Source organism: Mycobacterium farcinogenes (assembly GCF_019739075.1).
Lineage (GTDB): Bacteria > Actinomycetota > Actinomycetes > Mycobacteriales > Mycobacteriaceae > Mycobacterium > Mycobacterium senegalense.
On sequence record NZ_CP081673.1, the window covers coordinates 6218616 to 6233344 of the forward strand.

A 14729-nucleotide genomic window follows, 5' to 3' on the forward strand; every position below is an offset into this window, starting at 1 on the left:
TGCTCGACGTATCAGTGCGTCATTATTGGCACAAATCGCAGGTCGAGAAGCGGCAGTTCGCACAAATCGCCCGCGGCTACCGCCAGCGGCCGAGCACCTCTTTGGCCCGCTCGCCCAGCACGGCCAGCAGGAACGGGCCGAAGGTGATGCGCCCGACGCCGGCCGCCGTCAGCTCGGCGAGGTCGGCGGTATCCGGAGGAACGGTCACACTGACCGGCAGCGGCACCTCAGAAGCCAAGCGCGCCAATGCTTCCGGGTCGCGTAGGCCGGGAGGGAACAGCGAGTCGGCACCGGCAGCGGCCGCTTCGGACAGCCGGGCGATCGCCCGATCAAGGCGATCGGCATCGTCTCCGTCGTTACGCAGGAACAGGTCGGTACGCGCGTTGATCACCACATGCACGCCGGCGGCATCCGCTGCCTCCCGCAGCTGCCGCACCAGTTCGGCGTGCTCTGCCGAGCTGCGCAGCCGCTTTCCTTCCCGGTGCACCGTGTCCTCGATGTTGAGCCCGACAGCGCCGACGCCGAGCAGCCCTTCGATCAGCCGCTCCGGCCGCTCGCCGTAACCGGACTCGATGTCCACCGACACCGGCACGTCGACCGCGTCGGTGATTTGCCGCACCCGGGTGAGCAGATCGTCGAACGACATCACCTCGCCGTCCGCCTTGCCGATGGAATCGGCCAGCGGATGGCTGCCCACGGAGAGTGCGGAGAAGCCCTCGCCGACCGCCAGCCGAGCTGACCAGGCATCCCACACCGTGGGCAACACGACGGGGTTGCCGGGTTGGTGCAACGCCAGCAACGCCGCCGCGCGCTGCTGCAACGTGGTCTCACTCATTGATCCTCCGGGTGCTCAGATGTGCTGCTCAGGTGTCATTCGGCCAGATGGGAAGCCGGCGAGAGCAAGCCTACGACCCGGGTCCGGGCCGGCGACTGCGAGCGGTCCACGGGCCCGCCGCGGACGTGATGCGCATCACGTCGGGATCGTGATGTGGCTAGCATTGGGTGTCGTACTGTGAGCCCTGACACCTTCAGCCCGAGGAGGTCACTTGTCCACCACCACCGAGTTCTCTGAACTGCACAATCTGATCGGCGACATGCGTCGCTGTGTCACCACGTTGGCGTCGAAGTACGGGGATTCCCCCGCCATGCGCCGCGTGATGAACGACGCCGAGCGGATCCTCAACGATATCGACCGGTTGGACATCGACGCCGAAGAGTTGGAGATGCGTCACGGCGTGACACGCCAACAACCGGCCCGCGAGAAGATCGGCATCCCCGACACCCAATACGGACGCGAGTTCTGGCAGGACGTCGCCGACGAGGGTCTCGGCGGATACCGCTGAGCTCGTGGGCGTTTGACGCCCGACGAACAACTGAACCTCAGAAAGGGAACCGTGAGCGCACCCACCGCTGACCGTCGCGCGACCGGGGTCTTCTCGCCCACCCGAGCGGAGATCCCTCAACGCACCCTACGGACCGACCGGTGGTGGCAGGCACCACTATTGACCAATCTGGGGCTCGCGGCGTTCGTCATCTACGCGACGGTCCGGGCGTTCTGGGGAAGCGCGTACTGGGTAGAGGACTACCACTACCTGACGCCCTTCTATTCACCGTGCATCAGCACGGCGTGCGCGCCCGGATCGAGCCACCTCGGTCAGTGGGTAGGCGAGCTGCCCTGGTTCATCCCGATGGCGTTCATCTCACTGCCGTTCCTGCTGGCCTTCCGGCTGACCTGCTACTACTACCGCAAGGCGTACTACCGGTCGGTCTGGCAGTCACCGACCGCCTGTGCGGTGGCCGAGCCGCACGCGAAATACACCGGGGAGACCCGCCTTCCGCTGATCATGCAGAATCTGCACCGGTACTTCTTCTACGCCGCGGTGCTCATCTCACTGCTCAACACCTACGACGCGATCGTGGCGTTCCATTCGCCATCGGGCTTCGGATTCGGCCTGGGCAACGTCATTCTGGTCGGCAACGTCATCCTGCTGTGGGTCTACACGGTGTCCTGCCACTCATGCCGCCACGTCACCGGCGGCCGGCTGAAGCACTTCTCGAAACACCCTGTGCGCTACTGGATGTGGACACAGGTGAGCAAACTCAACACCCGCCACATGCTTTTCGCCTGGATCACGCTGGGCACCCTGGTCCTCACCGACTTCTACATCATGTTGGTGGCCAGCGGCACCATCTCTGATCTCAGGTTCATTGGCTGACTCGGTCAGACCGAGTTTCTTTGGCCGACAAGTACGTACACGCGAGAAGGCGAGTGGAATCAATGGGTGAGCTGGAACGGCACTCCTACGACGTAGTCGTGATCGGTGCCGGTGGAGCAGGTCTGCGCGCAGTGATCGAGGCACGCGAACGCGGTCTGCGGGTTGCGGTGGTGACCAAGTCGTTGTTCGGCAAGGCCCACACCGTGATGGCCGAGGGCGGCTGTGCGGCCGCCATGCGCAACGTCAACACCAAGGACTCCTGGCAGGTGCACTTCGGTGACACCATGCGCGGCGGCAAGTTCCTCAACAACTGGCGCATGGCCGAACTGCACGCGCAGGAAGCTCCGGACCGGGTCTGGGAGCTGGAAACCTATGGGGCACTGTTCGACCGGACCAAGGACGGCCGGATCAGCCAGCGCAACTTCGGCGGGCACACCTACCCGCGACTGGCACATGTCGGTGACCGCACCGGCCTGGAGATCATCCGCACGCTGCAGCAGAAAATCGTCTCGTTGCAGCAGGAGGACAAGGCCGAACTCGGCGATTACGAGGCCCGGATCAAGGTCTTCCACGAGTGCTCGATCACCGAGCTCATCAAGGACGGGGATCGGATCGCCGGCGCGTTCGGCTACTACCGCGAGACCGGCAACTTCGTGTTGTTCGAGGCACCGGCGATCGTCCTGGCCACCGGCGGGATCGGCAAGTCGTTCAAGGTGTCGTCCAACTCGTGGGAGTACACCGGCGACGGCCACGCCCTGGCGCTGCGCGCCGGGTCGGGCCTGATCAACATGGAGTTCATCCAGTTCCATCCGACCGGCATGGTCTGGCCGCTCTCGGTCAAGGGCATCCTGGTCACCGAGGGTGTCCGCGGCGACGGCGGGGTGCTCAAGAACTCCGAGGGCAAGCGGTTCATGTTCGACTACATCCCCGCGGTGTTCAAGGGCCAGTACGCCGAGACCGAGGAGGAAGCCGACCAGTGGCTCAAGGACAACGACTCGGCCCGGCGCACCCCTGACCTGCTCCCCCGCGACGAGGTGGCCCGCGCCATCAACTCCGAGGTGAAGGCCGGCCGCGGCTCACCGCACGGCGGCGTGTACCTCGACATCGCCTCGCGCATGCCCACCGAGGAGATCAAGCGCCGGTTGCCGTCGATGTACCACCAGTTCATGGAGCTGGCCGAGGTCGACATCACCAAGGACGAGATGGAAGTGGGTCCCACCTGCCACTACGTGATGGGCGGTATCGAGGTCGATCCCGACACCGGTGGCGCGGCCACGCCCGGATTGTTCGCCGCGGGCGAGTGCTCCGGCGGCATGCACGGTTCGAATCGTCTTGGCGGGAACTCCCTTTCGGATCTGTTGGTCTTCGGCCGGCGCGCCGGGCTCGGTGCGGCCGACTATGTGGCCGCGCTCCCGGAGCGGCCGAAGGTGTCAGAGGCCGCGATCATCGAGGCCACCGAGTTGGCTTTGGCGCCGTTCGAATCTCACGCGCATCCGGAGAACCCGTACACGCTGCACGCTGAGTTGCAGCAGTGCATGAACGACCTGGTCGGCATCATCCGCAAGGAAGAGGAGATCCAGGAAGCCCTGACCAAACTGGCCGAGCTGCGGACCCGCGTGCACAACGTCAGCGTCGAGGGCGGTCGCGTCTTCAACCCTGGCTGGCACCTGGCCATCGACATGCGCAACATGCTGCTGGTCAGCGAATGCGTGGCCAAAGCCGCACTGGCCCGCACCGAAAGTCGCGGCGGGCACACCCGCGATGACTACCCGGACATGGATCCCAACTGGCGTAACACCCTGCTGGTGTGCCGCGCGACAGGGGAAGACCAGGTGGTGCCGGACGTGACCGTGACGCCCGAGTCGCAGCTACCCATGCGGGAGGACCTGCTGGCCACGTTCGAGCTGTCCGAACTCGAAAAGTACTACACCGCACAAGAATTGGCCGAACACCCGGATCGGAAGGGCTGAGCATGAGTGCCTACAACGCGAACCTGCGCGTCTGGCGCGGCGATGACACCGGCGGCGGGTTGCAGGACTACACCGTCGAGGTGAACGACGGCGAGGTGGTGCTCGACATCATCCACCGGCTGCAGGCCACCCAGACACCGGACCTGGCGGTGCGCTGGAACTGCAAGGCCGGTAAGTGCGGGTCCTGCTCGGCGGAGATCAACGGCCGTCCGCGGCTGATGTGCATGACCCGGATGTCGACCTTCGACCCGTCCGAAACCGTCACTGTGACGCCGTTGCGGACTTTCCCGGTGATGCGCGACCTGGTCACCGACGTGTCCTTCAACTACGAAAAGGCCCGCCAGATACCGTCGTTCACGCCACCCAAAGATCTGCAGCCCGGCGAGTACCGGATGCAGCAGGAGGACGTCGAACGCAGCCAGGAGTTCCGCAAGTGCATCGAGTGCTTCCTGTGCCAGAACGTCTGCCACGTGGTGCGTGACCACGAGGAGAACAAGGAGGCGTTCGCCGGCCCACGGTTCCATATGCGGATCGCGGAGCTGGACATGCACCCGCTCGACGTCCTGGACCGTAAGGACATGGCCCAAGACGAGTTCGGCCTGGGCTACTGCAACATCACCAAGTGCTGCACCGAGGTGTGCCCGGAAAACATCAAGATCACCGACAACGCGCTGATCCCGATGAAGGAACGGGTCGCCGATCGCAAGTACGACCCGATTGTCTGGTTGGGTAACAAGCTGTTCCGGCGGTAGACCCTGAAACCCGAGGGTGCGCTCAGATCGTGAATTCGCTCCCGGACGCGATCTGAGCGCACATTCGGTGCCTAATCTGCCCCATCCGCGGCCGGAAAATTGGTGCACCTGGGCTGCGCCGACCGTTGCTACGCTCAATCCGACACACGGCGCGCTTCGACGGGGGATTACGCATGCAGTTGTCCGGACCTCAGCTGTCCCATGAGGATCTCCAACGCGTCGGCGGGACGGTCCACTACCTGCAGAACGCGCTCTCGGCCAAGATCGTCGGCCAGAAAACTCTGCAGCAGTCGCTGTTGATCGGGCTCATCGCTTCCGGGCACGTCCTGCTGGAAAGCGTTCCTGGGCTGGCCAAGACGACGGCGGCCAAGACCCTCGCGGAAAGCCTGGCCGCCCGGTTCCAACGCATCCAATGCACACCTGACCTGCTACCCAGCGATATCACCGGCGGTCAGATCTGGGACCAGAAGAACGGTGAGTTCAAGGTCTCGTTCGGTCCGGTGCACGCCAACATCGTGTTGCTCGACGAGATCAACCGGTCGTCGGCGAAAACCCAGAGCGCAATGCTGGAGGCGATGGAGGAACGCCAGACCACCATCGGTGGAACGGTTTACCCTCTGCCAAACCCGTTCCTGGTGCTCGCGACGCAGAACCCGATCGACCAAGAAGGCACCTATCAGCTCTCCGAAGCGCAGATGGACCGCTTCATGCTCAAGGACATCCTCACGTATCCGACGCCCGAGGAGGAAGAGGAAGTCGTCGCCCGGATCGCCGGCGGGGTGTTCGACGCGCATCCGGAATCCGGGAACGGTCAGCTCGATACGCAGCGGGTGCTCTGGCTGCAGGCCATGTTCAAGCGGGTGTTCATCGACCGCTCGATCGTCAGGTACGCGAGCTACATCGTGAACGCGACCCGGCATCCCAAGAACTACCTGGAACCCCAACTCGCCGACCTCATCCAGTTCGGCGCCAGCCCGCGCGCCACCATCGCCCTCTGCCGCGCGGCGTGCGCACACGCGCTGCTGGAGGGCCGACCATACGCGGTTCCCGACGATGTCAAGGCCGTCGCCAAGCGTGTTCTCCGGCACCGCATCATCCTCAAATTCCAGGCGTCGGCCCAAGGCATCACCCCGGAATATCTCATCGACGGCATCCTGCACCGCGTTCCGACGCCGTAGCGAGCCACGATGGGGGACATTCTCAACCGGGTCCGGGCCCAACTCAATTTCGACCCTCGGGCCGTCGGGATGCGCCTGCGGTCACATCGGGTCCTGGAGGGCGGGCACACCTCGCTGCAGTTCGGCCGCAGCGATGATTTCGTCGACCTGCGCGAGTACACCATCGGTGACGACGTCCGCGATATCGACTGGAAGGCGTCGGCGCGCAACACCCACCTGGTGGTCCGCCGGTACGTCGCCGAGAAGGCCCAGGAGTTCCTGCTGATCGCCGACACCGGGGCCAACCTGCTGGCCCATTCCCCAAGCGGGGAGAGTAAACGCGACCTGGCGATCCTGTCCCTCGGCGCGGTCGGGCTGGTCGCCTCGGCCCAGGCCGACAAGATCAGCCTGGTCTACGGAGACGACCGCGGATCATCCATCGAACCGGGCAAGACCGGCGAGGACCATCTTGAGCAGATCCTGAACCTGCTCAGCCACATCAACATCGAGGTCGGCAACCCGTCGAACATCGTCAGGCAGCTCGAGTTCGTAGCGGGCAATCTGGACAAGCGGTACGCGATCTACATCGTGTGCGACCAGCCCGCCGTCACACCTGAACTCGTGGCAGCGGCAATGACTTTGCGGGGCCGCAACGCGATTCACTGGATCCTGATCGAAGACCTCGACATCCTCGGGCAACCGCACGCTGCCGACGAAGTGCTCGACGTCGCCACCGGCAAGGCCCTGCTCACCCCGTCGGTCCTCGGAACCAAGGTACTGGAGTCCTACCGCCGCGCCGAGGCCGCGCGGCGGGCCGAATGGGAGTCGTTCATCGCGCAACTCGACAGCCCGTGTGTACGCATCTCGTCGCGGGCAGACATCGGCCCGGCCCTGTCTACGCTGTCGGAGGGACGCCGCTGATGCACGACGCGATCGACTTCCTGTTTCCCCCCATGGCCTACCCGGTGTGGTGGGTGATCGGCGCCGCGTTCCTGGTCGTCCTCGTCATCGGCTGGATCGTCGGGGTGATCGTGTGGACCCTGCCCATAGAGGTGCTACGGCGGATCCCGGTGATCCGCGACATCAGCTACAAAGTGCTGCGGTTCAAGTTCTCCCGGTCACTGACCAAGGTTGAGCAACAGCATCGCGAAGGGCAGCTCTCCACCCGTGACGCGTTTCATGAGATCAGCCGAATCTTCAGAAATTTCATCGACTTTCGTACCGGATTCCAGGCCCGCAGGATGACGGCGACCGACGTCGCATACAGCCCGCTGGCCGGCTCTGCTCTCAATGTCCTGGCCATGACCTATCCGGGCCAGTTCCACGAAGTCGATCCGCAGAGCGTTCCCGACGTCGTGCAGGCAGCACGGACGGCGGTGCTGACATGGGCGTGAAATGGCCGCTCCTACTGCTGCCGATCGCGATCGCCATCGGCGTCGCGCTGTGGTACGCCACGCGACGCACGCGCTTCGGCTGGCAGGGCGAATTGCCTTACCTGGCAAGGTCGTTTCGGATCACGACGCTGCCCGAATACCAGCGCGCACTGCGGCTGCACGAACGCCTCTCCGTGGTGGCACTGGTGATGGCGGTCATCGCGGTGTTCATGCTCATCGGCGCCACGCTCCGTCCGACCAAGACATACGAACCGCAACTGGCCGGGTCGGACACCCCGAACGTCGACATCATGCTGTGCTTCGGGCCGCTCTACAACATCGGCATGACCGACAGCGTTGCCATATCCCAGTTGATGACCATCCTGGGCGAGAAGGTGGGCGGCTTCGGCAATCAACGCATCGGGATGACCAAGGAGTTCTACCGGAACTTCCCGGTCACCTCGGACCTGCCGTGGGTATCACAACGTCTGGCCGAGATCGGCAAAGTCGCCGAGGCGGCCGGGTCCAAAGACAATCCGGCAGCGGCGTTTTCCTCGGACAGCGAACTGTTCAACCGCTATGCCGACACCAGGTCCACGATCAACGACACGATCGCGATGTGCGCGATGGGCCTGCCCGCCGTCGGATCGGACAACGGCCGAGGCCGGGCCATCATCTACATCGGCGGAACCAAGACCTACTCCGACACTCCCCCGACATACTCCGACGCCATGCTGAGCGCCGTCGTGAAGGATTCGAAGATCCAGGTGAACACCATCGTCCCGGGAACCCACCCCGGAAAGTTCATCGACCAGTTGGTGAAGGATTCCGGCGGCAAGCAGTATCTCTACACCGAGGTCGGCGGGCTTGTCGGTGACGACGCGACACCCAGGAAGATCGAGAATCAGAAGGAAGAGCTGTCGAACGCACTCGACAAGATCATGTCGAATCCGCCACCGTCGAAGCTCGATGAAGAACGCCAGGAGGAGAAGCATCCGTTCCGGTGGGATGTGCCTGACCTGCTCCTGCAGATCGCGTTGATCGCGGCTGTCGCGCTGGCTGCAGCACGGCTGGGGATGCGGCTGTGAAACTCAGTGTCGCCCCGGTGTTCCCGATCTGGTTGATCGTCGTGTTCGTGCTCGTGGCGGTCGGCCTGCGAATCGCCGCCGCCATCATCAGCGCCCGCCGCAGAGGGCGGATGCCCGACGGCCGGGAGTGGCTGCGCATCGGCATGGCACTGGTAGCCATCGTGTGTCTCGGCCTGGCTGCCACCCGCCTCGGCGACGAGTCCGATGCCGAGCGCCCGCCCCGGCTCACCACCACCGCAGAAGAGTCCAACATCAATGTGTTCCTCGTGATCGACCGCTCTGCGGGCATGAATGCCAGCGGCTTCGGCCGTTCGGCGGGAACCAGCTACGGCGACAGCGAAACCCGTTTGGAGGGCGCTGTGAAAGACGCCCAGGTGGTCTTGACGAAGTATCCGGACGCCCGGTTCAGCGTGATCTCCTATGCCGACACCGCCCGCGTCGACTGGCCGATCTCCCGCGACGAGTGGAGCCTGGCCCCATTTCTGCAGAACTTCAGACCATACGGCGAGCGGTCCACCGATGGCGTGGTGAAAACCGATGTCACGGCGGCGAATTCGCTTCTCAAAGAGCAACTCAACGCGGCCTCCCGGACGTATCCGGGATCGGCGAATCTCGTCTTCATCTTCGGCGCGGGCAGTGACTCGGACGATGCCGAGTTCGACATCCCACTGGCCCAGGTGTCCGGCGGGGCGGTGTTCGGTTACGGAACCAACGACACCAAACCACGCATCTACGCCGGCCCGAACTACGACACGGTCGACGTCCCACTCAACGAAGAGGCCCTGACCACCGCGGCCGACAGTCTGGGAATTCCGTTCCAGAAGCGTGAGAGCGGATTGGTCAGCGCCGACGAACTGCCCTCAGCGGTGCCACAGGCCGCCCCCGCCGACCCGATCAATCCCAAAGTCCCGCACCCGGACCGGACGGAGTTCTACTGGTTCTTTGCCGCGATCGCCGCAGCGCTGTTCGGTGTCGAACTGTACGGGCTGGCCGGTCATTGGCTGCGGCGCAGAAGGGGGACGGTACGGAAATGACACAAACGCTCCCGCCCGCCGAATCCAGTGAGGCGCAGCAGAAACCGGCTGCTCCCCGGCCCAGCCGCCTGCAGTTGCGGCGCAAGCTTCTGCTCTGGTCGATTCCGGTGCTGGTACTGCTGCTCCTGCTGGCGGTCAAGATCGCCAGCGTCGGAATCCTCGGCAACAGACTGCCCGGCCAGTTCGCGGCCCGCGACGATGCGGCCATGCAGAACACGCTCGAGTGGATCGATGTCGGCAACATCGGGCGCGGCTTCCGTGAAGAGTTGGCCCAAGGCGACCTGCTGATGCTTCGCGGCGACGTCCCCGGCGCCTTCGAACAATTCAAGGCTGCGCACGAGAAAGAACCGAGCGCCTGCCCACCGCGCGGCAACTTCGCCCTGATCGCCGAGAAGCTCAGTGACAGCGAACTCAAACAGGGCCATTTCACCAAGGCGCGGGAATTCCTGACGCCCGCGGTGGAAGCCGCCGACGGCGACACCGGGTGCTTCACTACGTTCCCCTCCGCAAGCCCCGACGTCCGCGCATTCGTCGGCGAAACGCCCGAGCGACTGGCCAACAAGCTCGCCGCCCTCAAAAATGGAGCGCTGACCAAGACGCCCGACGGCTACGACTACAAGCGTGCGCCCGGCGGCGGAATCGACTTCACCGAGTCCAAGACCGGTCCCTGCCCGTATCCCGACGACGAAGCCCGTATGAAGGAATGCATCGAGATGAAGGACCGGGAGGTGGCACAGAAGACGGAGGCAGCGCGCCAGGCTCAGCAACAGCAGGAACAGGCCCAGCAACCCCCGGCTGATCCCAATCAGCCACCGGCTCCCAATGCCCCACCTCCGCCACCGCCGCCGACGCCGGTCCAAGTACCGGGGCCGGGTCAGGGTCCGGGAACCGACGCACCCCTGGAATACCCCGACCACGTGGAGCTCCGTCCAGCCGACGGTCCGGGTTTCTGCGACCCGGACGGAACTCCGCTCGGTCACTTGACCACAGCGCTGTGCAGCACGGCAGGACCGCAGCCGTGACCGGACCCAACGGGATGCCCGACCAGTGGTCATACTCGGCTCCGCCAAGTGCGGCGAGTACTCGAAAACTGTCGAGGCGAACGATCGTCCTCGGCGGCGTCGGCATCGGCGTGGTGGTGGTACTGGTCGCGGCGCTGGTGGCCTGGCTCGCCTGGCCGCACTCGGCGCCCATCGAGCACGCGGATGCACCCGAAAAGGGCAGACCGCTTCTGAGCGACAAGCCGCCCACGATGATCCTCAACGCGATCGACTTCGACTCGCTGTACCCGCCGGGCTACACCGAGTTCGATTACACGAAGATGAACAAGGATTCGGGCTACACCTACGACCCCGATCGTGATTACAAGTCGACATCGGAACCGCCGGATTGCACAGCGAGCGACGACCCGCTGTACGCCGCGGAATTGGGTCTGGATACCGACGATGATCCCGAGCGGTACCAGGACTCGAAGATCTCGCGCCTGATGTACCCGGTCGACGACCCCGGCGGAAACAAGGAAGACAGCAAGTCGTTCTCACTGGCGGTGTTCCCGTCGAAAGATCCGACCAGCCTCGATTTCGCCCGGCAGTGGTACGAGCGCTGCAAAGGCGCCAAGGTCACCACCGTCGTCAGCAAGCACGGTCAGGTCATCGAGACCGAAGTCATCACGATCGACTTCGGGACGGTTGCCGCACCGGAATCGGCAGCCGATGACTCCTTCGCGATGACGAAAGACGGGAAGGAGAGGTGTAACTACTACGGTCTGGTCCGCGGAATGATCGTCAACGTGACCTGCCCGCCCGACCAGAAGGATGCCGGCGCGCAGTTGTTCCGCAAGGTTGTGATCGGGCTCCAGGAAGTTTGAACCGCCGGCCGGCGTTCGACGCGTAGGCTCGAGAAAAGCAGCCAATCAGCGTCGAAAGGCAGCTCTATGAGCATGGGACAGACTCACAGCATCAACGAGATCCGGACCGCGATCCGGGAACTGTCGGTCCGGGCCGACCTGGCTCGTAAAGAGGGCCGCCCGGACGATGCCGGCGAGATAGAGCAGCGCATCGCCAAGTATCGCGACGAACTGGCCGCGCGGCCCTGACGCCGCCGGTCCGCCGGCGGCGGGTTAGCCGCCGAGCTTGCGGAACGTGCTGCGGTGGAAAACGATTGGTGCCACGTCGGCGTTGACGGTGATATCGCTGACCCGCAGCACCACGATGGTGTGATCACCGGCCTCGACCAGCTGTTCGATGGCACTTTCCAGCCACACACTGGTTCCGTGGATGAACACCGCGCCGGATTCGCGTGACTCGGTCTCCAAGCCGGCGAACCGGTCACCGGTCTTGGCCGCCAAGGTGCGAGCCGCCTCGTCATGGGCTTCGCCGAGCACGCTGATCCCCAGGGACGGCAGATCCTTGAGCTTTGGCCAGGTGGTCGACGAATTCTGCACGCAGAACGACACCAGCGGCGGGTCGAGCGATACCGGCACGAAGGTGCTGGCAGCCAAGCCGACCAGGGTGCCGTCCACCTCGGCCGCGATCGCGATGACACCTGACGGAAAGTGGCCGAACGCTTCACGCAGCGACGTCGGGCTCAATTCTGTTGCACTCATAGCACCTCCATCTTCACACAGCTCGTCTCCCCGGGCGGCCCGCCGTTCCACTGGCCGGTAGGTTGGCGTCCATCATGTGGATTCCGCTTCTGGTGATGGCCGCAGCCGTCAGCCTGGAGCCGTTCCGCATCGGGATGACCGTCGTGATGCTCAACCGGCCACGACCTCTGCTGCAACTGCTGGCGTTCCTCATCGGCGGTTTCGCGATGGGCACGGCGGTCGGCGTGATCGTGTTGTTCCTGCTGCGGCCCGCCCTGGGGTCGGCGCATTTCACCCTACCCAGGGTCCAGTTGGCAGTCGGCGCACTGGCCCTGCTGGCCGCGGCCGTCCTGGCCGTCGGAAGGCCCGCCCGCATGTTCGGTCCAAAGCCCGACCGACAGCCCGGGCCAATCGTGACGCGCATCAAGGAGCTGCTGGGCGGTCATTCACTGTGGACCGCGAGTGCTGCAGGGCTCGGCATCGCCCTGCCGTCGGTCGACTATCTGGCCGCGCTGGCGCTCATCGTCGCCTCCGGCGCCGCGGCCGCAACCCAGGTGGGGGCGCTCCTGCTGTTCAACGTGGTGGCGTTCGGTCTCGTGGAAATCCCGCTGATCTCTTATCTGGTGGCCCCGGAGCGCACCCGCGCCGGCCTGGCCGCCCTACACGATTGGCTGCAGACCCAACGCCGACAAAAGGTGGCCGCCGTGGTCGCCACGGTCGGCGCTGTGCTGCTCGCCGTGGGGATCGCCGGGCTGTAACGCTCAGGCGTCCAGGCGGGTGAACTCATCCTGCCGGTACTGCTCGACACAGGCCGCACGGCGGACCTTGCCACTCGTGGTCGTGGGAATCGAGCCCGGAGGTACCAGAACGAGATCCCCGACATTCAGGCCGTGCTCATTGGAGATCGCGGAGGTGACGTCGCTCTTGATCTCCTTGAGCCAGTGCACCGCCTCCACCTGAGACTCTGCCTGCTTCTTGAGCTCGATCACGGTCACCAGCTTCTCGGTGCTGTTCACCGGAACCGCGATCGCCGCGACCCGGCCACCGGTGATCTGTTGGACCGTCGCCTCGATGTCCTCGGGGTAGTGGTTACGGCCGCGGATGATCAGCAGGTCCTTGATGCGCCCGACGATGAACAGATCACCGCCCGAGACGAAGCCCAGGTCACCGGTTTTCAGCCACGGCCCCTCCGGTGTGCCCGGGGCCGGGTCCACCAGGGTGGCGCCGAAGCACTGTTGCTCCTCCGGCGATCGGCTCCAGTAACCGGCAGCGACGTTCTCGCCGTGCACCCAGATCTCACCGACCACGTCGTGGGCACATTCCCGGTTCGTCTCGACATCGACGATGCGCACCGTAGGCGACTGTGGCAGGTCGTATCTGACCAGCGACGAGCCCTTTCCGGTGCTGCAGCGGCGCACCCGGCCCGCGGACAGCTCATCGGCATCGAATGCAGCGGGCTCCGACGACTCACTCCACGTGCCGGTCGTCACGAACACGGTCGCCTCGGCCAGGCCGTACGAAGGGCGCAGCATGTGATCACGAAAACCGAAGTGGGCGAAGCGATCTGCAAATCTTTCCAAAGTGGCGTGCTCGACGCGCTCGGCACCGTTGATGATGCCCACGACGTTGCTGAGGTCCATTCCGGCCAGATCGGCGTCCTTGGTCTTGCGAGCCGCCAGATCAAAGGCGAAGTTCGGTGCCGCGGAAAACGTCCGGGGATTCTCGGCGAGTGCCTGGATCCACCTGGCCGGCCGTTCCAGGAACGCCAGTGGACTGGTCAGCACCGCGCGATAGCCGCTCAGGATCGGGGCGCAGACGCCCAGCACCAGTCCCATGTCGTGGTAGAAGGGCAACCACGACACGATCGTGGCGTCCTTGATGGACCCGAGTTGCGTGTCCGCGAAAAACCCCCGCATGAGTTGTTCGAAGTTCGCCTGGACGTTGCGGTGCGAGATCATCACCCCGGTGGGCAGCCGCGTCGAGCCCGAGCTGTACTGCAAATACGCTGTAGTCGGGAATTCGACTGCGCCGCTGTCGAACTCGGCTGATCCGTCGTCGGCGTCCAAATTCAGCGAATCGACCGTAACGATCTTCGGCGCGGTGGTCATCCGCGATTGATCCACGTAGTCACCGACGTCCTCGGCGACCTCGGACGTAGTCAGCACCACTGAAGGCTTCGTGTCCACGAAGACCGCACTGACACGGTCGTGACTCGAACCGCGATGCGGAAGCGGAAGCGGAACCGCCACCAACCCGGCCTGCATCGAACCCAGGAACGCCAGGATGTACTCGAGGCCCTGCGGGGCCAGGATCACGGCCCGGTCCCCGACCGACCCGTGCAGGCTGATCTCCCGTGCCACGTTCATCGTCCGGCGCGATAGCTGAGACCACGTCAGCGTCTCGACGACGCCCGCCGGGTCAGCGGTGTAATCGGTGAAGGTGAAGGCAACGTCGTCCGGGCGCAGACTGGCGCGTCCGTGCAGCATCGACAGAATTGATGACTGGGGGCTAGGCATCACATCACGTCCGTTACTCGTCGAATCATCGGTTGGAGT

The 14729-nt window shown here is 64.6% G+C and carries 16 protein-coding genes; 13 read left to right on the top strand and 3 right to left on the bottom strand.

All coding sequences use genetic code 11. The annotated features are described in order from the left end of the window. Positions 1-76 precede the first annotated feature (76 nt). Entirely contained in the window at positions 77-835 is a 759-nt protein-coding gene (locus tag K6L26_RS29740) for an isocitrate lyase/PEP mutase family protein (protein WP_064896163.1), read from the bottom strand. 211 nt (positions 836-1046) lie between these two features. Here K6L26_RS29740 and K6L26_RS29745 point away from each other — a divergent pair, with 211 nt between their 5' ends. From K6L26_RS29745 to K6L26_RS29800, 12 genes are all read left to right on the top strand, one after another. Further along, positions 1047-1343, top strand: a complete 297-nt coding sequence (locus tag K6L26_RS29745; protein WP_019343759.1) for an Rv0250c family protein — start codon at positions 1047-1049, stop codon at positions 1341-1343. Between the two features lie 51 nt (positions 1344-1394). Continuing rightward, a complete protein-coding gene (locus tag K6L26_RS29750; RefSeq protein WP_019343758.1) occupies positions 1395-2216 on the top strand; it encodes a succinate dehydrogenase subunit SdhC in 822 nt (273 codons plus the stop codon). A 62-nt stretch (positions 2217-2278) separates the two neighbouring features. Next, a complete protein-coding gene (locus tag K6L26_RS29755) occupies positions 2279-4186 on the top strand; it encodes a fumarate reductase/succinate dehydrogenase flavoprotein subunit (protein WP_064896165.1) in 1908 nt (635 codons plus the stop codon). Between the two features lie 2 nt (positions 4187-4188). Then, positions 4189-4938: a succinate dehydrogenase/fumarate reductase iron-sulfur subunit gene (locus K6L26_RS29760; protein WP_019343756.1), complete on the top strand. Its 750-nt coding sequence runs from the start codon at positions 4189-4191 to the stop codon at positions 4936-4938. 173 nt (positions 4939-5111) lie between these two features. Then, positions 5112-6116, top strand: coding sequence for an AAA family ATPase (locus K6L26_RS29765; protein ID WP_064896167.1), 1005 nt, complete (start codon positions 5112-5114; stop codon positions 6114-6116). A 9-nt stretch (positions 6117-6125) separates the two neighbouring features. Then, positions 6126-7016 carry a DUF58 domain-containing protein gene (locus K6L26_RS29770; RefSeq protein WP_051752647.1) on the top strand — a complete coding sequence of 297 codons (891 nt, stop codon included), beginning with the start codon at positions 6126-6128 and terminating at the stop codon, positions 7014-7016. Continuing rightward, positions 7016-7489, top strand: coding sequence for a hypothetical protein (locus K6L26_RS29775; protein WP_019346907.1), 474 nt, complete (start codon positions 7016-7018; stop codon positions 7487-7489). Before K6L26_RS29770 ends, K6L26_RS29775 begins: the two co-directional genes overlap by 1 nt. Next, positions 7480-8556, top strand: a complete 1077-nt coding sequence (locus K6L26_RS29780; protein ID WP_019346908.1) for a hypothetical protein — start codon at positions 7480-7482, stop codon at positions 8554-8556. The genes K6L26_RS29775 and K6L26_RS29780 overlap by 10 nt, the downstream gene beginning before the upstream one ends. Next, positions 8553-9590 (top strand): VWA domain-containing protein, encoded by a 1038-nt coding sequence (locus K6L26_RS29785; protein ID WP_036390430.1) that lies wholly within the window; start codon positions 8553-8555, stop codon positions 9588-9590. The genes K6L26_RS29780 and K6L26_RS29785 overlap by 4 nt, the downstream gene beginning before the upstream one ends. Next, complete coding sequence (locus tag K6L26_RS29790; protein ID WP_047039726.1) at positions 9587-10612, top strand: tetratricopeptide repeat protein; 1026 nt, start codon at positions 9587-9589, stop codon at positions 10610-10612. The genes K6L26_RS29785 and K6L26_RS29790 overlap by 4 nt, the downstream gene beginning before the upstream one ends. Continuing rightward, a complete protein-coding gene (locus K6L26_RS29795) occupies positions 10609-11457 on the top strand; it encodes a hypothetical protein (RefSeq protein ID WP_131805826.1) in 849 nt (282 codons plus the stop codon). The genes K6L26_RS29790 and K6L26_RS29795 overlap by 4 nt, the downstream gene beginning before the upstream one ends. Before the next feature lie 66 nt (positions 11458-11523). Then, positions 11524-11685 (top strand): hypothetical protein, encoded by a 162-nt coding sequence (locus tag K6L26_RS29800; protein WP_085980353.1) that lies wholly within the window; start codon positions 11524-11526, stop codon positions 11683-11685. Positions 11686-11709: 24 nt separating this feature from the next. Here K6L26_RS29800 and K6L26_RS29805 read toward each other — a convergent pair whose 3' ends face one another. After that, entirely contained in the window at positions 11710-12195 is a 486-nt protein-coding gene (locus tag K6L26_RS29805) for a flavin reductase family protein (RefSeq protein ID WP_019343907.1), read from the bottom strand. Positions 12196-12269: 74 nt separating this feature from the next. Between K6L26_RS29805 and K6L26_RS29810 the strand changes: the two genes are divergently transcribed. Further along, complete coding sequence (locus tag K6L26_RS29810) at positions 12270-12932, top strand: GAP family protein (protein ID WP_036390433.1); 663 nt, start codon at positions 12270-12272, stop codon at positions 12930-12932. A gap of 3 nt (positions 12933-12935) precedes the next feature. Here K6L26_RS29810 and K6L26_RS29815 read toward each other — a convergent pair whose 3' ends face one another. Next, positions 12936-14690: an AMP-binding protein gene (locus K6L26_RS29815; RefSeq protein WP_076111551.1), complete on the bottom strand. Its 1755-nt coding sequence runs from the start codon at positions 14688-14690 to the stop codon at positions 12936-12938. Positions 14691-14729: the final 39 nt, after the last annotated feature.